This is a genomic window from Mordavella massiliensis, assembly GCF_016902415.1.
Lineage (GTDB): Bacteria > Bacillota > Clostridia > Lachnospirales > Lachnospiraceae > Merdimonas > Merdimonas faecigallinarum.
On sequence record NZ_JACJLV010000024.1, the window covers coordinates 14637 to 39129 of the forward strand.

23 protein-coding genes, 7 tRNA genes and 3 pseudogenes are annotated in these 24493 nt (G+C 48.9%); 6 read left to right on the forward strand and 27 right to left on the reverse strand.

The genetic code is table 11. The features are described from left to right. Nucleotides 1–34: 34 nt before the first annotated feature. The 4 genes and pseudogenes from H6A13_RS08215 to H6A13_RS08230 form a co-directional block, all read right to left on the reverse strand. The gene (locus H6A13_RS08215; RefSeq protein WP_204909128.1) at nucleotides 35–1930 is read right to left on the reverse strand and encodes an extracellular solute-binding protein; all 1896 of its coding nucleotides are present in this window, start codon (nucleotides 1928–1930) and stop codon (nucleotides 35–37) included. A 4-nt stretch (nucleotides 1931–1934) separates the two neighbouring features. Next, entirely contained in the window at nucleotides 1935–2771 is an 837-nt protein-coding gene (locus H6A13_RS08220) for an ABC transporter permease subunit (protein ID WP_204909129.1), read from the reverse strand. A 594-nt stretch (nucleotides 2772–3365) separates the two neighbouring features. Further along, nucleotides 3366–4352 (reverse strand): annotated as a pseudogene (locus tag H6A13_RS13550) (ABC transporter ATP-binding protein); the annotation flags it as partial. Nucleotides 4353–4393: 41 nt separating this feature from the next. Then, nucleotides 4394–4927 (reverse strand): cupin domain-containing protein, encoded by a 534-nt coding sequence (locus H6A13_RS08230; protein ID WP_204909131.1) that lies wholly within the window; start codon nucleotides 4925–4927, stop codon nucleotides 4394–4396. A 211-nt stretch (nucleotides 4928–5138) separates the two neighbouring features. Between H6A13_RS08230 and H6A13_RS08235 the strand changes: the two genes are divergently transcribed. Further along, nucleotides 5139–5639, forward strand: coding sequence for a hypothetical protein (locus tag H6A13_RS08235; protein ID WP_204909132.1), 501 nt, complete (start codon nucleotides 5139–5141; stop codon nucleotides 5637–5639). Nucleotides 5640–5690: 51 nt separating this feature from the next. Here H6A13_RS08235 and H6A13_RS08240 read toward each other — a convergent pair whose 3' ends face one another. The 7 genes and pseudogenes from H6A13_RS08240 to H6A13_RS08270 form a co-directional block, all read right to left on the reverse strand. Further along, nucleotides 5691–6332, reverse strand: a complete 642-nt coding sequence (locus tag H6A13_RS08240; protein ID WP_204909133.1) for an endonuclease III domain-containing protein — start codon at nucleotides 6330–6332, stop codon at nucleotides 5691–5693. Nucleotides 6333–6356: 24 nt separating this feature from the next. Beyond that, nucleotides 6357–6905: a prolyl-tRNA synthetase associated domain-containing protein gene (locus H6A13_RS08245; protein WP_204909134.1), complete on the reverse strand. Its 549-nt coding sequence runs from the start codon at nucleotides 6903–6905 to the stop codon at nucleotides 6357–6359. Nucleotides 6906–6928: 23 nt separating this feature from the next. After that, nucleotides 6929–8032: pseudogene (locus H6A13_RS08250) on the reverse strand (DUF362 domain-containing protein). A gap of 27 nt (nucleotides 8033–8059) precedes the next feature. Then, nucleotides 8060–8683: a PepSY domain-containing protein gene (locus H6A13_RS08255; RefSeq protein WP_204909135.1), complete on the reverse strand. Its 624-nt coding sequence runs from the start codon at nucleotides 8681–8683 to the stop codon at nucleotides 8060–8062. A 283-nt stretch (nucleotides 8684–8966) separates the two neighbouring features. After that, nucleotides 8967–9224: an AbrB/MazE/SpoVT family DNA-binding domain-containing protein gene (locus tag H6A13_RS08260; protein WP_204909136.1), complete on the reverse strand. Its 258-nt coding sequence runs from the start codon at nucleotides 9222–9224 to the stop codon at nucleotides 8967–8969. 114 nt (nucleotides 9225–9338) lie between these two features. Next, nucleotides 9339–10712, reverse strand: coding sequence for a sensor histidine kinase (locus tag H6A13_RS08265; RefSeq protein ID WP_204909137.1), 1374 nt, complete (start codon nucleotides 10710–10712; stop codon nucleotides 9339–9341). Between the two features lie 18 nt (nucleotides 10713–10730). Continuing rightward, nucleotides 10731–11402 carry a response regulator transcription factor gene (locus H6A13_RS08270; RefSeq protein WP_204909138.1) on the reverse strand — a complete coding sequence of 224 codons (672 nt, stop codon included), beginning with the start codon at nucleotides 11400–11402 and terminating at the stop codon, nucleotides 10731–10733. 92 nt (nucleotides 11403–11494) lie between these two features. Between H6A13_RS08270 and H6A13_RS08275 the strand changes: the two genes are divergently transcribed. Further along, nucleotides 11495–13237 carry a DUF885 domain-containing protein gene (locus tag H6A13_RS08275; RefSeq protein ID WP_204909139.1) on the forward strand — a complete coding sequence of 581 codons (1743 nt, stop codon included), beginning with the start codon at nucleotides 11495–11497 and terminating at the stop codon, nucleotides 13235–13237. A gap of 2 nt (nucleotides 13238–13239) precedes the next feature. On the opposite strand, the gene H6A13_RS08280 is transcribed toward H6A13_RS08275, so the two are convergent. Next, a complete protein-coding gene (locus H6A13_RS08280; RefSeq protein WP_204909140.1) occupies nucleotides 13240–13896 on the reverse strand; it encodes a hypothetical protein in 657 nt (218 codons plus the stop codon). An 87-nt stretch (nucleotides 13897–13983) separates the two neighbouring features. Continuing rightward, on the reverse strand, nucleotides 13984–14508 hold the full coding sequence (locus H6A13_RS08285) for a spore maturation protein (protein WP_204909141.1): 525 nt from the start codon (nucleotides 14506–14508) through the stop codon (nucleotides 13984–13986). Nucleotides 14509–14636: 128 nt separating this feature from the next. Between H6A13_RS08285 and H6A13_RS08290 the strand changes: the two genes are divergently transcribed. The 4 genes from H6A13_RS08290 (at nucleotide 14637) to H6A13_RS08305 (ending at nucleotide 18046) form a co-directional block, all read left to right on the forward strand. Beyond that, complete coding sequence (locus H6A13_RS08290) at nucleotides 14637–16034, forward strand: MATE family efflux transporter (RefSeq protein WP_204909142.1); 1398 nt, start codon at nucleotides 14637–14639, stop codon at nucleotides 16032–16034. Nucleotides 16035–16069: 35 nt separating this feature from the next. Continuing rightward, nucleotides 16070–16693 carry a nucleoside recognition protein gene (locus tag H6A13_RS08295; protein WP_204909143.1) on the forward strand — a complete coding sequence of 208 codons (624 nt, stop codon included), beginning with the start codon at nucleotides 16070–16072 and terminating at the stop codon, nucleotides 16691–16693. A gap of 101 nt (nucleotides 16694–16794) precedes the next feature. Continuing rightward, nucleotides 16795–17010, forward strand: coding sequence for a helix-turn-helix domain-containing protein (locus H6A13_RS08300; protein WP_204909144.1), 216 nt, complete (start codon nucleotides 16795–16797; stop codon nucleotides 17008–17010). A gap of 43 nt (nucleotides 17011–17053) precedes the next feature. Then, nucleotides 17054–18046, forward strand: a complete 993-nt coding sequence (locus H6A13_RS08305) for a PDDEXK nuclease domain-containing protein (RefSeq protein ID WP_204909145.1) — start codon at nucleotides 17054–17056, stop codon at nucleotides 18044–18046. A 62-nt stretch (nucleotides 18047–18108) separates the two neighbouring features. On the opposite strand, the gene H6A13_RS08310 is transcribed toward H6A13_RS08305, so the two are convergent. From H6A13_RS08310 to H6A13_RS08375, 14 genes and pseudogenes are all read right to left on the reverse strand, one after another. Next, a complete protein-coding gene (locus H6A13_RS08310; RefSeq protein ID WP_204909146.1) occupies nucleotides 18109–18387 on the reverse strand; it encodes a hypothetical protein in 279 nt (92 codons plus the stop codon). After that, nucleotides 18347–18583 carry a class I SAM-dependent methyltransferase gene (locus H6A13_RS13555; RefSeq protein ID WP_204909153.1) on the reverse strand — a complete coding sequence of 79 codons (237 nt, stop codon included), beginning with the start codon at nucleotides 18581–18583 and terminating at the stop codon, nucleotides 18347–18349. Before H6A13_RS13555 ends, H6A13_RS08310 begins: the two co-directional genes overlap by 41 nt. A gap of 9 nt (nucleotides 18584–18592) precedes the next feature. After that, nucleotides 18593–19753 carry an AI-2E family transporter gene (locus tag H6A13_RS08320; RefSeq protein ID WP_204909147.1) on the reverse strand — a complete coding sequence of 387 codons (1161 nt, stop codon included), beginning with the start codon at nucleotides 19751–19753 and terminating at the stop codon, nucleotides 18593–18595. 11 nt (nucleotides 19754–19764) lie between these two features. After that, a complete protein-coding gene (locus H6A13_RS08325; protein WP_204909148.1) occupies nucleotides 19765–22308 on the reverse strand; it encodes a cation-translocating P-type ATPase in 2544 nt (847 codons plus the stop codon). A 264-nt stretch (nucleotides 22309–22572) separates the two neighbouring features. Next, nucleotides 22573–22740 (reverse strand): hypothetical protein, encoded by a 168-nt coding sequence (locus H6A13_RS08330; protein ID WP_204909149.1) that lies wholly within the window; start codon nucleotides 22738–22740, stop codon nucleotides 22573–22575. A gap of 201 nt (nucleotides 22741–22941) precedes the next feature. Next, the gene (locus tag H6A13_RS08335; RefSeq protein WP_204909150.1) at nucleotides 22942–23340 is read right to left on the reverse strand and encodes a type II toxin-antitoxin system HicB family antitoxin; all 399 of its coding nucleotides are present in this window, start codon (nucleotides 23338–23340) and stop codon (nucleotides 22942–22944) included. 36 nt (nucleotides 23341–23376) lie between these two features. Continuing rightward, nucleotides 23377–23484 (reverse strand): annotated as a pseudogene (locus H6A13_RS08340) (type II toxin-antitoxin system HicA family toxin); the annotation flags it as partial. A 256-nt stretch (nucleotides 23485–23740) separates the two neighbouring features. Further along, a tRNA-Lys gene (locus tag H6A13_RS08345) sits at nucleotides 23741–23813 on the reverse strand. A 28-nt stretch (nucleotides 23814–23841) separates the two neighbouring features. Continuing rightward, nucleotides 23842–23914 (reverse strand) — tRNA-Phe (locus H6A13_RS08350). A 4-nt stretch (nucleotides 23915–23918) separates the two neighbouring features. Further along, nucleotides 23919–23992, reverse strand: a tRNA-Met gene (locus tag H6A13_RS08355). Between the two features lie 29 nt (nucleotides 23993–24021). Continuing rightward, nucleotides 24022–24094 (reverse strand) — tRNA-Thr (locus H6A13_RS08360). A gap of 21 nt (nucleotides 24095–24115) precedes the next feature. Further along, nucleotides 24116–24197, reverse strand: a tRNA-Tyr gene (locus H6A13_RS08365). An 8-nt stretch (nucleotides 24198–24205) separates the two neighbouring features. Beyond that, nucleotides 24206–24278, reverse strand: a tRNA-Val gene (locus H6A13_RS08370). Nucleotides 24279–24284: 6 nt separating this feature from the next. Beyond that, nucleotides 24285–24358 (reverse strand) — tRNA-Asp (locus tag H6A13_RS08375). Nucleotides 24359–24493 lie beyond the last annotated feature (135 nt).

A 24493-nucleotide genomic window follows, 5' to 3' on the forward strand; every position in this document is an offset into this window, starting at 1 on the left:
TTTCGTAAATAGATTTATGAAAATATACTTTCATTTATCCTGCGTTGCTGGCCGCAATCTTTACCCGGCTCCACAAATCGCTGATGATCTTTTTGGTATCTTCATTATAGACGAATACCTCGTCATTTTCATTGTCACTCCGCGGAATGTAAGCATTGATGCCCTCATAATCTCCGCCCTCGCCGGACAATGCATCCATAACCTCCTGGTTTGCGGAAGTATATCCCACATAGCTGGAGTTATCATACGCCCCGTCATACTCGCTGGCATAATTGATAAATGCATGGGCAAGCTCCGGGTTCTTGGCGTTCTTCGGGATCACCATGGCGTCTGACCACAGATTTGTCCCGCTCTCCGGCATATAGTATCCCATGTCCGGATTTTCCGCCATCACATAAGACGCATCTCCGGAATAGATCAGTCCCAGCGCTTTTCTTCCCTGGGCCATGTTGTCAATGATCTCGTCGGTCACGATCTCCGTATCCATGGTCTCCACGCACTGTACCAGCCAGTCATAGGCCTCCTGAAGCTCCTGCTCATTTTCTGTATTCATCGAATATCCCAGAGCTTTGAGCGCCATCATAAAGGAATCTCTCTCTGAATCATAGAGATACACATCCCCTTTATACTTTTCATCCAGGAAAATGTTGAATCCTTCTTTTTCCAGGTCTTCTAAGTCCACCTTGTTCTTGTCATAGACGATTCCCACAGTTCCCCAGAAATACGGAACAGAATACTCATTTTCCGGATCATAGGGAAGGCCTTTCACCGCGTCTGCCAGAAGATCCATGCAGGTGATCTTCTCCGGATCCAGCTTCTGAAGCAGATCTTCCTCAATGAGCCTCTGGATCATATAATCGCTGGGCACCAGGATGTCGTAGGACTCCCCGTTTGCCACCTTGATATACATCTGCTCATTGGAATCAAAGTTCTCCATGACCACAGATGCGCCGGTCTCTTCCTCAAAGTCGCCGATGATATTTTCGCCGGTGTACTCACCCCAGTTGTAGATGTGCAGGGTCTGTCCTTCAAAGGGCCGGTTGGAACCGCCGCCTCCAAGGTTCACCGCGCAGATCCCCACTGCCGCTGCCGCAAATACAGCTGCCGCCGCAGGCAGAAGTCTTCTTCTTTTTCCCACAGTCTCCGCCTTCCTGCTCTTCGCCGCAAGGATGGGCGCCAGGTTGATCAGAACAAGCACAATGGTGATGATCACTACCACCAGGGTGGAAATGGCGTTGATGCTGGGGTTGACCCGCTTGCTCATGGTGTAGACCACGATACTTAAGTTCTTGACGCCTCTTCCTGTTACAAAATAGGAAATGATAAAATCATCCACTGACATGGTAAATGCGATCAGCGCCCCGGACACGATGCCCGGCGTGATCTGTGGAACGATCACCTTGGTAAGCGCCTGCCAGGGCGTCGCGCCAAGATCCATGGCTGCGTCCGCCAGGTTGGGATCCAGGCTGCGGATCTTTGGCATTACCGACAGGATCACATAAGGGATACAAAAGGCAATGTGAGCAAGCAGCATGGTCATGTAGCCTTTTTCAATCTTAAATGTGATAAACAGCAGCATAAAACCGATGGCTGTTACAATCTCCGGATTCATCATGGGCAGGTTGTTTACCTGATCCATCACATTCCGGATCACCTTCTTAGACTTGCTAAGCCCGATGGCGGAAATGGTTCCCACTACCGTAGAGATAAACGTGGCCAGGATGGCGATGCTGAACGTGGTATACAACGCTTCCATCATATCCTGGGATTCCAGCATGTGCCGGTACCAGCGCAGGGAAAATCCGGTAAAGCTGGTCAGGGATTTTCCGTCATTGAAGGAGAAAATAATCATATATCCAATGGGAAGATAGAAAAACAGGATCATCAGGATCATCAGAATCTTCCCAAAAGGCCGTTTTCCTTTGTTCATCCGATTACTCCTCCTTTCCGCCCTGGTTGCGGATCTCGATCTTGCGGACCGCCATCATCAGAAGCATCATGATCACAGCCATGATCATAGAGATGGCGCTGCCGAAGTTCCACTCGCCAACCGTGATAAACTGGTTTTCGATCATATTTCCGATGAGGAAATACTGTCCCCCGCCCAGAAGCTTGGGGATAAAGAAGGAGCTGACTGCAGGCAGAAATACCAGGGTGATGCCATTGATCACGCCCGGCAGGGACAAAGGCAATGTCACCCGCCCGAAGGTCTGCACCGGCCCTGCTCCCAGATCCGCGCTGGCCTCCAGAAGCGAATGATCCATCTTGCTTAAAGAGGTCTGGATCTGCAGGATCATAAACGGCAGGAAGTTATATACCATGCCAAGAAGCACGGCCCCTTCCGTGTATAAAAGTTCCCCGTCCCCCAGGCCGAAGAGGCTTAAGATCCTCTGGATCAGGCCGCCTTCGCTTAACAGGCCGATCCAGGCATAGGTGCGGACCAGCATGTTGATCCACATGGGGATGGTGATGCATAAGATCAGGATATTCTGCACTTTTTCCCGGCTGCGGGCAATAAAATATGCCACGGGATAGCCGAGGATCAGACAGATAATGGTGGTCTTAACCGCGATCAGGAGCGAACGCCAGAGGATCAATAAGAAATCCTGGTCGGTAAAAAATTTGACGTAATGCTCCAGTGTAAAGGAAAAGGAGATGATGCTGTTGCCGGGCTCCATCACGGAATACAACGCGATCAGAGCCATGGGGAGCACCAGCATCAGCGCCGCCCATACAAGATACGGCCAGGCCAGCTGTGAAAAGCGTTTCACGTTTTAATACCCCGTCCTGGACATAACATGGATGTCTTCCGGGAAGAATGTCAGGCCGACCTCCTGACCCACTTCGGAATAATCCGTGGTATGGATCTTAAACTCCCGTCCGGTGGTCCAGAAGGTAATCGGATAAATGCCCTCCTTCATGTTCTCCGGATCAAAATCATAATCCACACTGATGTCCACACTCTGCTCTTCATCACTGAGTTTCCATCCCTGGGCATTGGCCCAGGTCTTAAGATCTGTATCCAGAGCCTGAGACTCTGTAATCTCGTCTACAGTCTTGATAAAGTTAAAGGCCATGACCGCTTCATTTGCCTTCTCATTTTTCACGAAAGGCTGGTCCACTACAAAGATGGTCCGCTCTACTTTGGTGCCGCCTGCGGTTGCAAACACTACCGGATACTGGCCTTCTTCTTTTGCCACTTCGTACTCCAGTTTTGCGATGGATATGTACTCGTCTGTCTCAGGATCCCAGGCCTGGGCATTGGCGCGGGCAATGACTTCTTTATCGTCCAGCTCTTCCACATCGTCGATATCCACATAGAAGTTGCTGGCGCTGATCATTTCCTTGCCGTCCTCGCTGGCCACGTCATGATTCTGGATGACACGCATATTGACCGTCACGCTGGTTCCGGGAACCGTCTCCACGATAATCTCATAATGCACGCCCTTAAACAGCACGCTTAACACCTCTCCGGTCATCTTGCCGTCTTTGACGTCCACAATATCAATATCCTCCGGACGGATCACCACGTCCACCGGCTCTTTCTCTTTGAATCCAAAGTCCACACAGTCAAAGGTAATGTCGTCAAACTGTACCTTGTAATCCTCCAGCATGAGTCCCTTCAGGATGTTGCTCTCGCCGATAAAGTTTGCCACAAACCGGTTGGAAGGTTCATTGTAAATGTCCTCCGGAGTGCCCACCTGCTGGATCTCGCCGTGATTCATTACCACGATCTTGTCAGACATGGTAAGCGCCTCTTCCTGATCGTGGGTTACAAAGATAAAGGTAATGCCTACCTCCTGCTGGATCCGCTTCAGCTCGTACTGCATTTCCTTTCGAAGCTTCAGGTCCAGCGCAGCCAGCGGCTCGTCCAGCAGCAGCACCTTCGGCTCGTTGACCAGGGCTCTGGCAATCGCCACCCGCTGCTGCTGTCCGCCGGATAAAAGGGTGGTATTCTTATCTTCAAATCCTTCCAGTCCGATGAGACGCAGCATCTTCATGACCTTCTGATCAATGATGTCCTTACTCATCTTCTTGATCTTCAGCCCGAACGCAATATTTTCATAGACACTCAGATGGGGAAACAGGGCATATTTCTGGAATACCGTGTTTAACTCCCGCTCATAAGGGGGCTTTTTACTGATCTCTTCTCCGTCAAAGATCACGCTTCCCTCATCCGCGTCCAGGAATCCCCCCAGGATCCGCAGAAGGGTCGTCTTGCCGCACCCGCTGGGCCCTAAGAGGGTCACAAATTCATTTTCATAAATATCCAGATTCACGCCTTTTAAGACGATCTGGCCGTCAAAGTTTTTTACGATATTGCGAAACTCGATCAGCTTCTTCTCTTCCATCTCACATCTCCTCTCACTCTCATTCGTTTCTATCCTCACGATCAGAACATGGGCGGCGTGGTGATCCAGAGGATCTTTGCCTCCGTACTGCCGTGATTGTACAGGTAGTGGCTTCTGGATCCGTCCATGTAAAAGGTCTCCTTTGCCTTTACCTTGTACTTTTTGCCGCCCTGCACGATGGTCACCGCTCCTTTCAGGACATAGCCAAATTCTTCCCCCTGGTAGGCGGATATGATCTGGCTCTTTTTGTGGGGATGCAGCGTAAATAAAATGGGCTCCATCTCATTTTTCTGTGCGTTTGGCACCACCCACTCGATGGTGTAGTCCTCCTGCTCATCCACAAAAAAGTCCTGTGTCTGAAATACGATCTGTGATTCTTCCTCCTCCCGGAAGAAGTCTGACAGGTTGCTTCCCAGCGCCTCCAGGATATCCTGAAGTGTGGCAATACTCGGCGTAGTCAGGTTACGCTCCACCTGCGAAAGGAAGCCTTTGGTAAGTTCGCTCCTGGATGCAAGATCCCCCAGTGTCAGATCATTCTGCAGACGCAGCTCTTTTAATTTTTTCCCGATATCCACACTTTCACCTCCGGTTTTCTAATACTATACTTTTAGTTAAAAATTAGCGAACTAATCACATTATACACAGGCGGAAAAATATTGCAAGATGTTTATCAAAATTTTTACAGAAGAAATATATTTTCTGTTTTAACCGTATTGTATATTACCCCTTGTATTTGCTATACTGTGATTAACAAATGACACCCGTCAGACAGGAGGTGTTACAGGTATGAGTAAAAAATTATTTGGCGGCCTGCTTGCCGCAGTCTTTCTCATCGTCATTGGCGCTGCAGTTTTCTTCCTGACCCGGACGGATGAAAATGTGGAACTGGCAGAAGATTTTTTCAAAACCAGTTTTACCCCCTCCGAAGAAACTTCCTCGCTGTGCGAAGAACTGGAGGCTTCCCCGGTGGTGATCGGCGAAGGCGTTGACCAGGAAACGGAACTTGCTTCCCAGGAAAGCGCGTCCCGGGCAGACGCAGACTTTCAGGAAATGTACGGGACATACCTAAGCGCATCCGGCCTGGAAGATTTTCGGAATCTGTTGTTTCCTTCTATCTATCAGTTCTGTTCAGAAGAGCAGACTTATGAAGTGCAGGAACTGACGGTTGAAAAAGACGGCAACCTTTATCACTTTTCACTGGATTTGGATGTGGACGGCGGACAACAGAAGATAGAAGGACGGCTGGAAATTTCCGACGGAAAGATCCAAAAGATCACGGTTATTTAGCACAAAAAAATGGCGGCAGGAATATTACATTCCCGCCGCCGGTTTTTCTTTTTATATCTTCTTTTTACAGATATCGGCAAGACAGCACTGGTCGCAACGCGGTTTTGTCCGGGCCGTACAGACGTCCCGCCCGTGATACACCAGCCGGTGGCAGAAATCGCTTCCCTCTTCCGGGGGAATGATCTTCCACAGTTCCATCTCTACCTTCTTCGGATCTTTGATGCCGTCCACCAGCCCCATCCGGTTGACCAGACGGATGCAGTGGGTGTCCGTAACGATCGCCGGTTTCCCGAACACATCGCCCATGATCAGATTGGCGCTCTTCCTGCCCACCCCGGGCAGCTTCAACAGCGCGTCGAAATCATCCGGCACATGATCGTCGTATTCCTCATGGAGGATCTTCATGCAGGCGCTGATATCCCTGGCCTTGCTTCTTCCGAGACCACAGGGCCTTACGATCTCTTCAATATCGCCAACGTCCGCCGCTGCCAGAGAGGCCACGTCCGGATATTTTTCATAAAGTCCTTCCACAACTACATTGACTCTGGCGTCCGTGCACTGGGCTGCCAGCCGGACGCTGACCAGAAGCTTCCAGGCCTGATCATAATCCAGGGTGCATCCGGCGTCCGGATATTCTTCTTTCAGACGCTGGATGATCTCCAGTGCCAGCGCCTTCTTTGCCTTTTTTGTCATAAGATTCTCCTCTTTTGTCTCCCTTTATTTGTTCCCGTCGCTTAGCGTCACCTTGATGTAATCATGATGCACCGCTTCCAGATATTTTCCGAATACGTCTTCTGTTTTCAGCCGGATGCTGGAGGTGTTGACGCAGGGGTGGCAGGCGTACCATGGCCTCCCAAGAAGCTCTTCGTCCACCAGAAGCTGCACCTGATTCTCCGGATCAAAGATCAGCCCCATGATCGTGGCGGATCCCGGAGTTACGTTTAACAGCCGTTCCATATCCTCACCGGAAGCAAAGGACAGGCGGGACGAAGGAATCTGCTTCGACAGTTCCCCGGTCTTAAGCGCTTTCTCCCCCGGCAGTACCAGCAGATAGAAACGGGTCTTCTGCCGGTTGCATAAAAAGAGATTTTTACAGATCTCGATTCCCAGAGATTCGTCCACTTCCTGACAGGCTTCAATGGTCATCACCGGCTCATGATCCACTCTGTCGTACGCAATCTTAAGAGAGTCTAACAGATCATAGACTCTCCGCTCTTTTTCTTCTCTACCTTCCAGGCTCTCCGGCCTTCCCTGATACACTTTCATACGCTGTCCGGCCTCCTGATGTCCTAGATTTCGATCAACTCATATTCCTGGGTGCCGATGCCGATCTTCTCCGCATGCTCCAGGCAGCTTTTTCAGTTCGTCGTTGGCGCGGAATCGGTAAAATGGTCATGATGTACATGGGGCATTCTGTCCAACTGGCTGTCTGCAATGACCGGCTGACGGTTTACTGCATCCGCGCAGGCGCGGTCCAGAGCCACCGGATCAAAGGAAGCAAACATTCCCACATCCGGAACGATGGGAATATCGTTTTCTGCATGGCAGTCGCAATTGGGCGACACGTCAATGACCAGGCTGACATGGAAATGCGGCCGGTCTTTTAAAACTGCCAGGCTGTATTCCGCAATCTTGCAGTTCAGGATATCATTGGACTCATCACTTGCCGGACATACCGCATCCTTGGGACAGACGCCGATGCAGCGGCCGCAGCCCACGCATTTATCATGGTCAATGAAAGCCTTGCGGTCTGTGATAGACGGCGCGCCGTGGGCGCAGATCCGGATGCAGTTCCCGCAGCCGATACAATTTTCCTGCTCCACATAAGGTTTGCCGGCGCTGTGCATCTCCATCTTTCCTGCCCGGGATCCGCAGCCCATGCCGATGTTTTTCAGCGCTCCGCCAAATCCCGTGGCTTCATGCCCTTTAAAATGGTTCAGCGTCAAAAATACGTCCGCATCCATAACGGCACGTCCGATCTTTGCTTCCTTTACATATTCTCCGTCGATGGGAACCAGTTCTTCATCCGTTCCCTTCAGCCCGTCCGCAATGATCACATGGCAGCCTGTGGAAAACGGAGAAAACCCGTTTTTATACGCGGAGTCCAGGTGGTCCAGGGCATTCTTTCTTCCGCCCACATACAGGGTATTGCAGTCGGTAAGAAACGGTTTCCCGCCCAGTTCTTTTACCAGGTCTACCATGACCGCCGCATAGTTGGGCCGGAGGAATGCAAGATTCCCCGGCTCTCCAAAATGCATCTTGATCGCAGTATACTTGTTTTCAAAATCAATGTCGGCAATTCCTGCTGTTTTCATCAGCCGCCGCATTTTCTGAGGAAGATTTTCCTGAAAGGAAGCCCTCATGTTCGTAAAGTATACCTTTGATTTTTCCATTTTCATTCCTTCTTTCTGAAAATATTTTTAGAATCTTTCTTCACTCCACTCCAGAATGGTTCCGGAGTTGGCGTCAATCTCAAATTCATATTCCATACCGTTGTAAATAATGTCGCCTTCGTATTTGTATACGCCATCGTCCCGGTCAAGTTCGATGCGGATATCCTGCTCAGTAGCTCCGGATACTCTGGAAAGTGCGGTCTCGATCGCCTGCTCCCGGGTGACTGCCACATTGGCATTTCCCGTCTGGGTATTTGTCTGTCCCTGATTGTTCTGAGCATTCTGTCCATCATCCTGACCATTGTTCTGAGCGTTCTGGCCGTTCTGGCCGACTGCATCATCAGATCCATTCTGGCTGTTGCTCTGCACCTGGACCCGGTTCTCTGTCTCGGAGCTTAAGATCGATCCGTCCGATGCCTGGATCTCGTAATCATATTCGGTATTATCCACATCAAACTGGATCTCATAGACTTTTCTTCCGTCGTCCCGATCCTCCGAAACCTTCAGCCTGGTGGTGTCGGATTCGCTGACTCCTGCATCATTGAACGCTGCCTCCAGAGCCGCGTCTCTTCCGATATCCTTGCCGGAGCACCCTGTCACGATGCCTGCTGCTGCCAGTGTTAATACGGTGATTGCTAATAATTTTTTCATAGTTTATTCTCCCTTTCTGTCTTTTATTTTCCTGTTTTTTTGTTCTTGTTGAGGTTACTATAACCTGTAAAGATTAAAGGAAGATTAAAAATAAAATTAATTTTTTCTTTTTTGATCATACGACAGGCCAGGAAATAAGGCTAAGGCACAGCGGTCAATCTTCCACGCCTTCACTTTCAAAGAACTGTGTAACGGTCATGCTTTTTGGATGTTCCATATCCATACTCAAAAAATCTTTATCACCAGTGAGGATAATGTCCACATCCGACACAATATCCGCATTTTATCGTCCCTTTCCATAACGCACTTCGTCTACAAGTGCCTGAATATCGTCCTCGCTGGACACACCCAGTTCTTCGGCTGCTCCGGCAAAAGCGGCCTGTGCTTTTCGGATAGCCGCAGCAGAAGCGTTGCTGACAACAATCTCCCCATTCTGCTTTTGGAAAAACAAAATTTTATCGCCTGATTTCAACCCAAGCTGTCGCCTGATTTCTACCGGCACAGTGATTTGGCCATTTGCAGAAATTTTCGCCAGATTCATACCATTCACCCTTTCTATTCTTTAGAATTCAAGTTTTCTTTACTTCTGTCTATATTATATCCTCTGTATCAGGGAAAGTAAACTCGTCCCTGTAAAAAGAATCTCTCTTTTTCATCATCTGGGCAGCATTACAAGAAACCGGCTGCCTTCGCCAAACCTGCTCTCCACCCGGATCTCTCCCCCATGCGCCTGTGCGATCCACCGCGCCATGGAAAGTCCAAGGCCGGAGTGATTGCCTTCTGTCCTGGAAGGATCTGCCCGGTAAAACCGTTCCCAGATCCTCTCCTGGTCTTCCGGACGGATGCCGATACCGTTGTCCTCCACCTGGCAAATAATCTCCTGCTCCGAAGCGGTCAGTGTCACGCAGATCCGGCACTTCCCTTCCGGCTTCCGGTAGGCAACCGCATTGGACAGCAGATTCTCCAGCAGACGGATATATAAGGTCTCATCCACACAGGCCCGGATCCCCGGCGTGATCTCCCGGCAGATCTCGATCTCTGGATCTGTCTCTGCCGCCACCATCTGCTGCTCTTCTGTGATCACCTGGGTCAGCTCGCTTAAGTCCAGTTCTTCCTTCTGAAGTGGCTGTCTGCCCTGGTCTGCCCGGGATAAAAACAAAAGCTGCCCGATCATCCCCGACATTTCCCTTGCCTTTCTTTCGATCAGCCGGACCTGGTTCTTCTGATCTTCTGTGAACGTCTCGTCCGACAGGCACTCTCCGCACTGGGCCAGGATCACACTGACCGGCGTACGCAGCTCATGAGACACATCGGAAGTAAACTGCTTTTCCCTCTGAAATGCCTCTTCCAGCTGGGCCAGCATCTGATCAAAAGTTTCCGCCAGCTGGCAGATCTCATCCCGGTTCTTCCCGCCGCTTTCCGGTACGCCCACGCGTCTGGAAAGATCCGCATCCGCCCGGATCTTCTGCACCGTAGCGGTGATCTGGCGGACCGGGAGAAGTGTCCTTCTGGTAAACCGGTAACCGATGAAGGCAGTAGCCAGCACCATGGCCGGCAGAAGGATCAACGCAAGACGTAAGGTCACCCGGTAGCTTTCCTCCGCCGCCGTTACAGACGTAACGCCACGGATGAAAACCGTCTTCTCCCGGGACAGGCGGAAAGACATGTCGTACACATACCAGCTGGTATCCCCGTCCCGGATGATCTCTACCTGCCCGTCCCGGATTTCCGGCCAGCTGTCAAAACCGTAGGGATTTCTGCCCAGCAGAAAATACCCTGTCTCATCATATAGCGACAGATACACGTTATCCTCCACGGAATAGAAGTCCCTGTTTACCGCTGGAACGCCGTCCCTAAGTCCCACGTCATCCGTACTGTTCTGCACCTGCCTCTCCAGCTTCGCTCTTGTGGAGGACAATACCTCCCTGCTGCTTAAGGAAAACAGGATCGCAAGAGCCGCGCAGGTCACAAGGATCATAAAGAACGTATATAGCATTGTCAGTTTTACTTTTAAAGATAACCGGTTCATCCTCCTGCCCCCGTATCCCTATTTTTCTTTCAGCACGTAGCCTGCGCCCCGGACGGTATGGATCAGCTTCTGCTCCTGTCCCTCATCGATCTTTCTTCGGAGATATCGGATATAGACATCGATCACATTCGAACCTCCGGCATAATCAAAGTTCCACAGATGCTCCTCCAGCCGCTCTCTGGAAAGAACGATTCCCGCATTCTGTGCCATATAGCGAAGCAGCGCATACTCTTTGCCGGATAAACGGATCTCTTTTCCGCCTCTTTTTACCTGGTGTGTATCCGTATGTATTTCCAGATCCCCCACCCGCAGACAGGCGTCCGCCGACTGTTCCGGCTTCCTCAAAAGGACCCGGATCCTGGCCAGCAATTCCTCACAGGCAAAGGGTTTGATCAGATAATCATTGGCTCCTGCGTCCAGTCCGGCCACCCGGTCTTCAATACTGTCCTTTGCCGTCAAAAGCAGCACCGGCGTCTGATCGCCCTTTCCTCTGATCTGCCGGAGCACAGATAAGCCGTCCCTTTTGGGCATCATAATATCCAGCACCACCGCGTCGTACCGTGCGCTTCTCAGATAATCCAGCGCCTCTTCCCCGTCGAAACAGGCGTCCACACTATAATGCTCTGCCTTGAGTCTGGAACCGATGATCTGATTCAGATCTTTTTCATCTTCTGCAAGTAAAATCCTCATTCTCATCACCCTTTCGCTGTCTTTAGTATAGAAGAACCGGTCTGAAAAGTAAAGTTCTGCATATATATGTAAAAAACTCCAAAAGGTGTGTTATGTCTAAAAAACGGATCGCTCTGATCTTCTCTTCTCTTGCAGGCCTGTTCCTTTTATGCGCCTGCATTTTCTGGTGTTTTTTTCAGAACGAAGACCACCGGTTTTCCACTTTTGCGTCCTCCTTTTTCCGGCAGGAATTATCTGGAAATACCCTGAATCTTCATTATACGCTCAAGGATCCTTCTGCATTTGACATGGAAGATCTTCCCGTTTCCTTAGGGACTTACAACAGCGACGCCCAGGGGCTGTGCGTCTCCCTGGAAAATATGCTCTGTCAGATGGATGGTTTTGACCGCAGCCGGCTCTCTTCGGATAACCGGCTCACCTATGACATCCTCTATGATTCCTTATCTGCCTCTCTAAAGACCGCACCCTTTCTTCTCTACGAGGAACCGCTGTCGCCTCTGACCGGCATGCAGTCCCAGCTTCCCATCCTGCTTTCTGAATATCCCTTTTATGACAGGCAGGATGTGAAGGATTATCTTACGCTGCTTACCCAGGTGCCGGATTATTTTACTTCCATCCTGGCGTTTGAAAAGGAAAAGGCGGACGCAGGGCTTCTGCTGCCTTCTTTTTGCATCGATACTCTGGCAGAAGAATGCCGCGCGTTCCGGAACACCGGCGATGACTGCTATCTCTACGACGCCTTTGAAAGCCGGCTGGAAGATCTGCATCTCTCTGAAAAGGAACAATGTTCCGTTCTAGAACAACACCGGCAGGCCATGGAAGAGTCGGTTTTTCCGGCCTATTCCATGCTGGCGGACGGCATGTCTGCGCTAAAAGCCAAGGCCGTCAATGAAAAAGGGCTTAGCGGGCTGCCGAAGGGCAAAGAGTATTACCAGGCTCTGGCAGCCGCAGAAACCGGAAGCTTTCGTTCCGTTTCGGAACTAAAAGAACTGACAGTCCGGCAGATGAACGAAGATCTCACAGGGATCCAGAAGCTGTATCAGGATTCGGAGAAGGATGCTTCCCCGTCCCCTTCCTCTGACCGGTTCCGTTCTCAGGGATATGCCCTTGCGGACTCCAATCCCGCCTCTATCCTTACCACGCTAGCTGGAAAGCTGAAAGATGATTTCCCTTCCCCGCCTTCTGTATCCGTGACCGTCAAATATGTCCAGGAGTCTCTGGAAGAATATATAAGCCCGGCTTTTTATATGATCCCGCCCATTGATGACGCCCGGGAAAATGTCATCTACATCAACCGGGGACATATGCCCGATGACCTGACCCTTTTCACCACCCTTGCCCATGAGGGTTACCCCGGGCATCTCTACCAGACGACCTATTATCAGGCAACCGATCCCCATCCGGTGCGAAGTCTTTTGAATTACGGCGGCTATACCGAGGGCTGGGCCACCTACGCGGAAATGCTCAGCTGGTACTATGCGCCCATTCCCAAAAAGGACGCGGCCCTCCTTCAGAAAAACAGTTCCCTGATCCTTGGCCTTTATGCGCTTGCAGATATAGGCATCCATTATGAAGGATGGTCTCTGCCTGAAACCGTCGTCTTCTTCCAGAGTTACGGGATTACCGATGTTCCGGTGATCCGGGACATCTACGAACGGATCGTGGCGGACCCTGCCAACTATCTGAAATATTACATTGGCTATGTGGAATTTCTGGAACTGAAAAAGGATGCCGTCAGGTCCTGGGGAAAGGATTTCTCACAGAAACGCTTTCACCGGGAGGTCCTGGAAACTGGTCCGGCATCCTTTGATCTGCTGCGCGATTATCTTCTCTGACATTACCGGGGCATCATGGCGTCTGCGATCTTCTGCATATCCTCATCGCTGATCCCGTATGCCCCTCTTCCATCCTGAGACACCCGGATCTCGACTTCCACAGGCTCCCCGTAGGTAATTCCGTCCATGGCTCTTTGCATGCTCTCCGCCAGGATCTCCGTGAATCCCTCCGGCGCGTCAGGGTCTTCGCCCCGCTCCATCATTTCCAGAGTCACGTCATAGGAATGCTGTTCCAGCGTCTGATAGACGTCCGCCGGTTCCACTGTGACAGGAACCACAAAGCTTCCATCCTCCTGCTCCCTGGCCTCTCCCACTTCGTAATGCATCAGCTTCTCCATCTCTTTCAGCTTGTCCTTGTAAATTTCTCTTCCTTCTTCTGTGATCTCATCCATTCCCTCAAGCTGCGTACGGATCTGCTCATCCAGATTCTTTTCCAGATCCGCTGCCGCGTCCTCTGTGGAAACTTCCAGAAAGGCCGCGTATTCCTCATATTTCCCCTGATAATTGGCGTCCAGGACACTCTCCACATACCCGGCCGCGTCAAAAGGTTCCCCCTTCTGACAGCCGCATAACAGAAGTCCTGCCGCCAGAAGAACCGCTCCTGTCCACATTTTTCCTGCCCTTCCCTTATTCCGGGATCTATCGGTATTCTTTTTCATACTGCTCCTCCTTTTAACTGCTCTTGCTGTCTGTCCTATAGTCTGTCCAGATCTTTCGTCTATCATACCATTTTCTCAAAAGCAATACTACAGCATCCCTGCGAGAAATACACTGGCGGCAAGCCCGGCAAACGTCGCGATCAGCGCGCCGGCCAGCGTATAGCGGGTCCGGTTTATTTTCGCAGTCATAAAATAGACGCTCATGGTATAAAAGATCGTTTCCGTACAGCACATGCTGATGGACGCGGCAAGCCCCAGAAAGGAATCCGTTCCGTACTTTTTATACACATCCAGCAAAAGTCCTGTGGCAGCGGACGAAGAAAACATTTTTACAAGAGAAAGCGGGACCAGCTCCCCGGGAAACCCGATGACGCCGGAGAACCTCCCCAAAGCTCCTGCCAGAAAATCAAGGAAGCCGGAAGCCCGCAGGATCCCCACCGCTGTCATCAGGCCGATCAGCGTCGGCACGATCTTAACGACCGTAAGCAGACCTTCTCTCGCACCCTCGATAAAAGTATCATAGACCCGGACCTTTTTTTGCACGCCATAAGCCAGGATCGCAAAAATCATAAAAGGCACGATCATGTCCGTCAGATACAGAAATAATTTCATATCCGCTTCTCTCTTTTCGCGGTCTTATCATTTTATGATATGAAGCCGGAACTTCCCTTATGATTGAAAATATTTCCGGAAAGGTCTATACTTCTTATTAGGATTTTGTAACAAAGCGGGGATGATCTATGAGCCAGGCGACGGTTAAAAAAGCAGAACGACAAGATTTTGGCGTGGGAAGTGTATCCGCGGCAATCCTGCGTCTGGCCGTTCCCATGACCCTAGCGCAACTGATCAACGTACTTTACAGCGTGGTAGACCGTATCTACATCGGACATCTCCCCCACACTTCCACCGAGGCCCTGACCGGCATCGGCCTTACGCTTCCGGTGATCACCATGGTCACCGCCTTTGCCAATCTCTTCGGAATGGGCGGCGCGCCTTTATTTTCCATGGAAAGAGGACGGGAAAATATCCCGAAGGCACAGAGGATCATGGGAAATTCTTTTTCTCTTCTCCTGATCTCCAGTGTAATCCTTTCCCTCTTCTGCTATATATTCAAAGAGCCTTTATTATATCTTTTCGGCGCCAGCGACACGACCTATCCCTATGCAGACGCCTATTTATCCATCTATCTTCTGGGTACGGTCTTTGTCATGATCAGCCTGGGAATGAATAACTTCATCAATGCCCAGGGCTTTGGCGTGACCGGTATGCTGACCGTCTCCATCGGCGCCGTCCTGAATCTGATCCTGGACCCTGTCTTTATCTTCGGCCTGAATATGGGAATCCAGGGCGCGGCTCTTGCCACCATTCTGTCGCAGTTTGTCTCTGCTGTCTGGGTCTTTCGATTTCTGACCGGAAAAAAGGCCATTATTCCCCTGACCAGGACTTCTATGCGTCTGCAGGGCGGACTGGTGAAAAATATCTCTGTTCTTGGAACCTCAGGATTCATTATGTCCGTGACAAACAGTGCGGTGCAGATCATCTGCAACGCCACCTTACAGCAGTACGGCGGAGATCTGTATGTGGGGATCATGACAGTGATCAATTCCGTACGGGAAATCTTAAATATTCCGGTCAACGGACTGTCTAACAGCGGCCAGCCTGTAATGAGCTTTAACTACGGAGCCCGGAAATATGACCGGGTAAAGGCGGCGATCCGGTTCGTGACCATCTCCTGCATCGTATTTACACTGGTGATCTGGGCGCTGATCTTTTTCTTCCCGCATGCTTTCATCCATGTATTTAACAGTGACCCCTCTCTTTTAAAAAATGGGGTGCCTTCCATGCATATTTACTTTTTCGGTATTTTTATGATGGCGCTGCAGTTCTCCGGCCAGTCCACGTTTGTGGCTCTTGGCTATTCCAGACACGCGATCTTCTTCTCACTATTACGAAAAGCCATCATCGTCATTCCGCTGACCATCTGGCTTCCCACTGTAGCGGGGCTTGGCACCACCGGCGTGTTCCTGGCGGAGCCCATCTCCAATTTTGTAGGCGGCATCGCCTGCTTCACTACCATGATGTTTACCGTGTGGAGAAGACTTGGGAAGGATACTAAAAAAACTCCCGGCCGCATATAATCAGATAAGTGCTGATTTATGCCGGGAGTTTTCTTATGTTAAATTATCTCTGGGCCGGCATGATCCTTATAGGGATCATTTACGCCGCTTTTACCGAACACATGTCGGATATTACCAACGCAGCCATTGATTCTTCCAAAGAAGCTGTCACCCTTTGTATCACTATGATGGGAGTCGTCTCCATGTGGATGGGGCTGATGCAGATTGCTGCAAAAGGCGGTATCATCGCCTCTGCTTCCAGACGTCTTAGACCACTGATTCGGTTTCTCTTTCCCAATCTTCCTTCCGGACATCCCGCGGAAGAATACATCACTACCAATTTCATCGCCAACTTTCTTGGCCTTGGCTGGGCCGCTACGCCTGCCGGCTTAAAGGCCATGGAAGCGCTTGGGCAGCTGGAAGATGAGAGAAGGCGAGGCCGGCTTGCGGGTCCCGTCCGTCCAGGCGGCACCGCCAGCAATGAGATGTGTACTTTTCTGATCATCAACATTTCTTCTCTGCAGCTGATCCCGGTGAACATCATCGCCTACCGCAGCCAATATGGAAGTGTGAACCCAGCTGCCATTGTAGGAGCGGGAATTGTGGCAACAGCAGTAAGCACCGGGACTGCGGTGATATTCTGTAAACTGATGGACCGAAAGAAGTCCCGGAGAGCGTGAAGTTCTCCAGGCTTTTTAAATGAACTATTCAGAATCTTGGATTCGTGGTATAATAAATTGAGTTATAAGTCAAATAATTGAGAAAAACAATGGAGAAAAAGATGTTAAAAAACAATATCGAAATGGATATAAAGATGAGATGTATCGAGAAATCTACTACGCAGACAAAGATTGCAGAGAATATCGGAACATCACCGTCATATGTAAATAAGATTATCCGCAGTAAAGAGCCAATCATGAATAAGACATTTCTTGCTATGATGGAGGATCTTGGCTTTGACGTTGAACTGAATTATGTGGAGAGAAAGGAAACGTGATTTGTGTCAACAGCGTTGTCACAAATTTGAAAGGCGGAAAAATATGAGTAATGAAATTACAGTCGCGAGCAACCTTATTCAGATTATCAGCCAGTCAAAACAAAATGCGCTGAAAAAGGTTAATGAGGAATTGATTAATATGTACTGGAAGATTGGAGAACATCTGAGCACAGAATCCGAGAAGGCTTCGTTTGGCGATGCCTATATCGATACTGTGGCAGAAGAAATACAGAATGCTTTTCCTGGCATAAAAGGGTTCAACAGACGTGGCTTATATCGGATGAAGAAATTTTATGAAACCTATAAGGACGATGAATTTGTGACAACACTGTTGACACAAATAAGTTGGTCAAATCATTTGACTATTATTTCAAAAGCAAAAACAATGGAAGAACGCCATTTTTATTTATCCTTATGTGTAAAAGAAAATTATTCTGCAAGAGAACTATCACGTCAGATTGATAGTGGATACTATGAGAGATACATGCTGTCTCAGGAAAAGTTGTTACCTGAACCGATAAAAGAGTTGAAGGAAAATCCGTTCCTAGATTCTTATATAATAGAGTTTCTGAATCTTCCATCAAATTTTAAGGAAGCAGATCTGAGAAAGGGTCTTATCAACAATATGAGAAATTTCATTTTGGAGGTTGGCAGAGACTTTACTTTTATAGATGATGAGGTCAGAGTACAAGTCGGAAAAGAGGATTATAAAATTGATCTTTTATTTTTTCATCGCGGCTTACAGTGCTTAGTGGCTTTTGAACTAAAGATTGGCAGATTTAAGCCAGAATATATCTCCAAGATGGATTTCTATTTGGAGGCGCTTGATCGGCAGAAAAAAAAGAAACATGAAAATCCAAGTGTGGGGGTGATCCTTTGTGCATCAAAGGATGATGAGGTAGTTGAGTATGCAATGAGCAGAACATTATCTCCGATGATGGTCGCAGAATACCAGCTACAGTTGCCTGATAAGAGTGTGTTACAGAAGAAATTGCAGGAATTGATCAATATGCCTTTGATAGAGGGTGAAGATTAGCGACGACGATCAGCACAGTGACAGCGATTATATTCTGTAAACTGATGGACCGAAAAAAGTCCCTACTTTATCCCCCGTATCACCATAGTAAGTAATACATCGGTATCCCACTGTTTTTCTCCGGACTCATACTGCCGGATCCGTGTATCATATTTCTCATTTGTTAGACAGATCATTTTTTCTATTTCTTGATCCGAAAAATATTCCGACATGGTATCGGCCACCGTCTGGATCCGTTCCAGGCTTGCGTATCTGCCGGTATTAATTATCTGATACGCCATTTCTTTGGAATATTTCGGATTATCTGGTGTCAGATCCATCAGCACATACCCGGTTGTCACCTTTCTGAATCCCTTTCCGTGAAGAAAGCACCAGGCAGATTCCCTCAGGTTTTAACACCCGCATTTGTTCCCCGTAAAACTTCGATGGTTCAATATGTTCGCTTACAGTATTTGAAATCACGACATCAAAAGAATTGTCAGGAAAAGAAAGGGCTGTGGCGTCCCCTTCTGCAAGGGCACCCGGACCACAGCCAATTTCTTCCCTCTACTCAATATCTCCCGGATCCAGCTTCTTCTGCTTCAGCTTCAGATACACAATCTCCCGGAACAGGGCATAAACCACAGACACGATGGGGATAAAGATCAACATTCCCACAATGCCCATCAGGCTGCCGCCGATGCTGACCGCCGCCAGTACCCAGATCGACGGTAACCCAACCGATCCGCCTACCACATGGGGGTAGATCAGGTTTCCCTCGATCTGCTGCAGTACCAGGAAAAGTACAATAAATCCAAGCGCCTGAAGCGGATTCACCATAAAGATCAGAAATGCTCCGATCACGCAGCCGATAAATGCTCCAAAGATCGGGATCAGCGCCGTCACAGCGATCACGATTCCCACCAGCAATGCATAAGGCAGATTCAGGATCGTCATCGCTACTACGAACATACTTCCCAGGATCAACGCCTCTACACACTGGCCTGTAAGAAAGCTGGAAAAGGTCTTGTTGGTCAGGGCCAGTACCTCAAGGGTTGCCTCTGCCCTGCTCTTTTTCATGAACGCATACATGACGCGTTTACACTGTCTGGTCAGTTTTTCTTTCTGCAGCAAAATGTAAATGGAAAATACGAATGCAATGAAGAATGTGGTCAGTCCGCTGACAATACTTCTTGCCGCAGTGATCGTTGAATTCAGCACATTTCCTGCGCCCTGGGTAAAGAAATTGATCCCTGTATCCATGATCTTGTTCCAGTCGAATTTCAGGTCGTTGATCCAGATGATCATATCCGGATTGTCATGAAATACCCCGGCTGCCCATACCTGCAGCTTCGGGATGAATCTCTGGATATTTCTTCCCAGGTTGATAAATGTTTCGCCCAGCTGCGGCACCAGCACCAGCATAACCAGCGCGATCACGCCGATCACGCCAAACAGCACCAGCAGCATGCTCACAGGTCTTGCCAGTTTCTGCAGATATTTTTTCCCTTCGATCCGCTCCGGCTTGAAAAGATGCCTCTGAATAAAATTCATGGGCACGTTCAGCACAAATGCGATCGCCCCTCCCAAAAGGAAGGGGAAGATCACATGGATGATAAACCGGATCACGTCCAGGATAATGTCGTACCGCCAGAAACACAGAACCACCAGCGCTGCAAAGACGATCAGTCCCCGGATTCTTTTTACCACTTCATCGTTAAATTCCATATCGCATCATCCTATTTTAAATGTTCTCTGATCCATTTCATCAGCTGAATGATCGGCAGGTTCAAAAGCGCCAGGCCGTATACGATCAGAAGATGCGCGCCGTCCAGCGTATATACACTGAACAGGTTGTGCAGTCCCGGGATCATCAATACTCCTGTGATCAGGAGAAGTCCCAGTACAAATGCGCCGATCAGATAAATATTGTTGAAAAATCTCTTTGTAAAGATTACCGGCTTGTTGGATTTGCAGTTAAATCCGTGCACAAGTCTGGAGGTACAAAGCGTACCAAACGCCAGAGTGCTTCCCAGCAGGCTTCCGCCCTCGTTTAATCCGATCAGGAAAGCGATAGTGGTCATAGCGCCGATACATAATCCTTCTGTACCGATCCGCGCCAGATAGTCTCTGGTAAGGATCGATTCGTTCATCGGACGGGGTTTTTCGTTCATCACATCCTTGGAATGAGGCTCCAGTCCCAGGGCGATCGCCGGAAGGCTGTCTGTCAGCAGGTTGATAAACAACAGGTGTACCGGTGCAAATGGTACCGGCAGGCCTACGATGGAGGCGAAGAGTACCGTAAGGATCGCTCCGAAGTTTCCTGACAACAGGAACTGAATGGAGAATTTGATATTCCGGTACAGATTCCGTCCGTTTTCTACTGCTTTTACAATAGTTGCAAAGTTATCGTCTGTCAAGACCATAGCGGCCGCATCTTTGGAAACTTCCGTTCCGGTAATTCCCATCGCAACACCAATATTCGCCTGTTTCAGAGCCGGAGCGTCGTTGACACCGTCTCCTGTCATGGCTACGATATTTCCTCTTTCCTGCCATGCCCGGACAATCCGGATCTTGTGTTCCGGTGAAACACGGGCATAAACGGAAATCTTCGGTACAAATTCCTGCAGCTCTTCATCGGACATATTTTCGATCACAGCGCCCTCGCAGGCCTCAGACTCATCTTTCAGAATACCGATACGCTTTGCGATCGCTGCAGCGGTGATCTTATGGTCTCCGGTGATCATGATCGGCTTAATGCCGGCCTGGATACACTCGGCAACCGCCGCTTTGGATTCCTCTCTGGGCGGATCCATCATGGCAATCAGACCAAGGAAGGTCAGATCATTTTCATCTTCCAGTGTGATTTCCCGATTTTCTTCAATCTCTTTATATGCAAATGCAAGCACCCGCAGGCCGTCTCTGGAAAACTCCAGGTTCTGCGCCTCGATCTCCGCCTTTCTTTCTGCAGTCATAGGCTCGACCATTTCGCCGCGGCGGATGCGGGTCATTCTGGTCAATAGGACATCTACCGCGCCCTTTACTACCATGACATGTCTGCCGCTGAAAACATGAGCCGTAGACATCAGCTTACGATCGCTGTCGAACGGAATCTCCGACTTTCTGTCGTATACATCCCGCACCTCAAAAGCCTCTCTTCCCAGTCTGCTTCCCAGATTGATCAGAGCCGTCTCTGTCGGATCTCCGATCTCCTGCCCATTTGCATTGGAAGAGTCGTTACAGAGAATACTGAAGTTCAGAAGTCTCTCCTGGTTCGGATCGTTCAGATTAATCTCGGAAACCGGGATCCGCTTGCCATCCACATAATAATCTTCTACCGTCATCTTATTCTGTGTCAGCGTACCGGTTTTATCGGAACAGACAATAGACACGCTTCCCAGGCCTTCCACTGCCTGCAGCTTACGGATGATCGCATGCTCCTTGGCCATCTTCTGCGTACCAAAGGACAGCACGATGGTTACGATAGAACTCAAAGCCTCCGGGATCGCGGCTACTGCAAGCGCTACCGCAAAAAGGAATGCATCTCCCGGCTGGTCTCCTCTGAAAATACTAATTCCAAAAAGGATCGCACAAAATACAATGATCAGAATGGAAAGTTTCTTTCCGAAATCGTCCAGATTTACCTGGAGCGGTGTTCTCTTCTCTGAGGTATTCTTCAGAAGACTGGCAATCTTGCCCACTTCTGTTCCCATACCGATCGCCGTAACCTCATATGCCGCACGGCCGTAAGTAACAAAGCTTCCGGAGAATACCCGGTTCGTCTGATCTCCAAGCGCTGCGCCTTCAGGCACCTCATCCAGAGATTTTTCTACAGATAAACTCTCTCCTGTCAGCGCACTTTCATCCACCTTCAGGCTGGCGCACTCGATCAGTTTCCCATCTGCCGGCACACAGTCTCCTGCCTCCAGCAGCACACGGTCTCCAATCGTAACTTCTCTGGAGGGGATCTGTTTTACCACTCCGTCACGGATAACTTTGGCTTCCGGCGCAGACATCTGCTTCAGTGCATCCAGCGACTGCTCCGCCTTTAAAGTCTGTACCGTTCCAAGGATCGCATTCATGGTGATTACCACCAGAATAACAATGGCGCTCTCAAAATCGCCAAGAAATCCGGATACGATCGCTGCAATGATCAGTATAATTACCAGAAAATCCTTATACTGTTCCAGAAAAATCTGCAGCGTGCTTTTCTTCTTGCCTTCCACCAGCTCATTAAAACCATATTTTTCCTGGTTTTGTCTGGCCTGTTCACTTGTCAGCATATTTTTTCTCCTCTCTCTTTTGCAATAGGATAAAAAAAAGACCCCTATTGCACACTTCTTGTTATGCAATAAAAGTCTCACCTTTTCATTGCGATACGGATGATCTCTCATCGTATTGACGTATTCGCAAACGGCAGGCCTGCTGTATAACCTTCTTATTCAGGAAATGCAATGCCTGACGCAAGTTACTCCCTTTTATCTTCATCTACTATACAAGAAAACTTTTGCGCTGTCAATCCTATTTTATACTTCTATTTTATACTTCTATTCTTCCTCCTTTTGCGGGATCGTAAACCCCTCAACCTCAAAACATGTGATCCAGGGATATTCTACATAATTTACGGAAACTTTTTCGTCCCTGGCAATGCCTTCCGCCGGGTAATACACATTGCCCAGCTCACTCTGGTCGGCCGTATACCCTTTTCCCCGCATCGTCTCTTCGTCCTCATCGGTAAAACTTACCGAAACCTCCAGGTACGGAGGCGCACATCAGCTGGTGATCTCTTCCACATTCAGCACCACATGCCGCCATCCATACTTTTGCATATATTCTTTTGCATTATCATTTAAATAAACCATCAGACTCTCCTCTTCGTCTATGATATGAAAAATTTCCAGTTGTCAATAATCCATTTACTTATTAATGCCAAGCTTACTCAGCAAAGCTTCTTGCAGTACCTGTGAAAAATTTACCCCCATTGCTGTTGCCTCCTCATTCAGCCATTCAGGAATGCTAAGGGTCTTCTTTACCGCTCTGGAATTATGCTTCTTCTGATATTCCAGCATATCAAATTCAATAATTGCCAGTGTTCCTTCTTCCACATCTACCTTATCAATCTCCGTTGGGCTTGGGATCTCCTCCCCTTCTTCTTTTCTGCTCACCAAAGCCAAACCCATTGCCTCAACAGCCATCTCATAAGCCCTGGTCATATCATCGCCTTCTGTGAAGCATTCTGGAAAGTCTGGAAATGAAACCCAGAATCCGCCCTCTTCTGCTCTATGAAATACCGCCGGATAAAACAATTTATTCATACGTGATACCTCCCATCTACTCTCTGGGCGCAAGGTTTATCGCAGCCCCGCCTGTTTAAGTATTGCCTGCTCCAAACCCTTTTTCATGGCTTTGGAGTGATAAGGAACAATTACCATTCTTTCAGATTCCGGATTCTTCAATTTTACATGAGAACCATATCAAGATGCTATTATATCACGTATCATTACGTGCGTAAACATTTTTACGCAATTTTACGTATATTCTATATTATTTGTCTGGCTGCTGTACTTATAAGTCGACGATAATTTTTTTAATACTTATCTGGAATATAAATGAAATATTTTAAGAGAGAAAAACGACATCATGCGACGCCATATAGAAAATTAGAAGAATAGCGGAAACCCAAGTAAATACCAGATTTCCGCCTCTTTAGATTCATGAGCGTGCGGGGATTCGAACCCCGGACAACTTGATTAAAAGTCAAGTGCTCTACCGCCTGAGCTACACGCCCGAAAATATTTTCTTTTAGATAAAGAAAGTGCCCAGAGCCGGAATCGAACCAGCGACACGAGGATTTTCAGTCCTCTGCTCTACCGACTGAGCTATCTGGGCGAAATTGCGGGGGCAGGATTTGAACCTACGACCTTCGGGTTATGAGCCCGACGAGCTTCCAGACTGCTCCACCCCGCGATATGAAATTAATGTCTTTTTCAAGACGAAGCCGATGATCGGACTCGAACCGATAACCTGCTGATTACAAATCAGCTGCTCTGCCAATTGAGCCACATCGGCCTACCGTGATCGAACGGCTAATGGATGGAGGTGGATTCGAACCACCGAAGCAATTTGCAACAGATTTACAGTCTGCCCCCTTTGGCCACTCGGGAATCCATCCAGATTGTCTGGGGCCTATAGGGCTCGAACCTATGACCCTCTGCTTGTAAGGCAGATGCTCTCCCAGCTGAGCTAAGACCCCATACAACGACCCAGAAGAGACTCGAACTCTCGACCTCCGCCGTGACAGGGCGGCGCTCTAACCAACTGAGCCACTGGGCCATTTTCATATTATATAGAAAGTATATCATATACCTTCAAAACTGCATATAAGAAACTTCATCCTGCCTACCGACCTTCTTTGGTCATGCCCTCGACCGATTAGTAGCAGTCAGCTCCATACATTACTGTACTTCC

Bases quoted from the DNA above. Each gene is read 5' to 3' on its own strand.
- H6A13_RS08215 (WP_204909128.1), bottom strand. From the start codon at position 1,930: ATGAACAAAGGAAAACGGCCTTTTGGGAAGATTCTGATGATCCTGATG.
- H6A13_RS08235 (WP_204909132.1), top strand. From the start codon at position 5,139: ATGAGTAAAAAATTATTTGGCGGCCTGCTTGCCGCAGTCTTTCTCATC.
- H6A13_RS08240 (WP_204909133.1), bottom strand. From the start codon at position 6,332: ATGACAAAAAAGGCAAAGAAGGCGCTGGCACTGGAGATCATCCAGCGT.
- H6A13_RS08245 (WP_204909134.1), bottom strand. From the start codon at position 6,905: ATGAAAGTGTATCAGGGAAGGCCGGAGAGCCTGGAAGGTAGAGAAGAA.
- H6A13_RS08255 (WP_204909135.1), bottom strand. From the start codon at position 8,683: ATGAAAAAATTATTAGCAATCACCGTATTAACACTGGCAGCAGCAGGC.
- H6A13_RS08260 (WP_204909136.1), bottom strand. From the start codon at position 9,224: ATGAATCTGGCGAAAATTTCTGCAAATGGCCAAATCACTGTGCCGGTA.
- H6A13_RS08265 (WP_204909137.1), bottom strand. From the start codon at position 10,712: ATGAACCGGTTATCTTTAAAAGTAAAACTGACAATGCTATATACGTTC.
- H6A13_RS08270 (WP_204909138.1), bottom strand. From the start codon at position 11,402: ATGAGGATTTTACTTGCAGAAGATGAAAAAGATCTGAATCAGATCATC.
- H6A13_RS08275 (WP_204909139.1), top strand. From the start codon at position 11,495: ATGTCTAAAAAACGGATCGCTCTGATCTTCTCTTCTCTTGCAGGCCTG.
- H6A13_RS08280 (WP_204909140.1), bottom strand. From the start codon at position 13,896: ATGAAAAAGAATACCGATAGATCCCGGAATAAGGGAAGGGCAGGAAAA.
- H6A13_RS08285 (WP_204909141.1), bottom strand. From the start codon at position 14,508: ATGAAATTATTTCTGTATCTGACGGACATGATCGTGCCTTTTATGATT.
- H6A13_RS08290 (WP_204909142.1), top strand. From the start codon at position 14,637: ATGAGCCAGGCGACGGTTAAAAAAGCAGAACGACAAGATTTTGGCGTG.
- H6A13_RS08295 (WP_204909143.1), top strand. From the start codon at position 16,070: ATGTTAAATTATCTCTGGGCCGGCATGATCCTTATAGGGATCATTTAC.
- H6A13_RS08300 (WP_204909144.1), top strand. From the start codon at position 16,795: ATGTTAAAAAACAATATCGAAATGGATATAAAGATGAGATGTATCGAG.
- H6A13_RS08305 (WP_204909145.1), top strand. From the start codon at position 17,054: ATGAGTAATGAAATTACAGTCGCGAGCAACCTTATTCAGATTATCAGC.
- H6A13_RS08320 (WP_204909147.1), bottom strand. From the start codon at position 19,753: ATGGAATTTAACGATGAAGTGGTAAAAAGAATCCGGGGACTGATCGTC.
- H6A13_RS08325 (WP_204909148.1), bottom strand. From the start codon at position 22,308: ATGCTGACAAGTGAACAGGCCAGACAAAACCAGGAAAAATATGGTTTT.
- H6A13_RS08330 (WP_204909149.1), bottom strand. From the start codon at position 22,740: ATGCGGGGAAAAGGGTATACGGCCGACCAGAGTGAGCTGGGCAATGTG.
- H6A13_RS08335 (WP_204909150.1), bottom strand. From the start codon at position 23,340: ATGAATAAATTGTTTTATCCGGCGGTATTTCATAGAGCAGAAGAGGGC.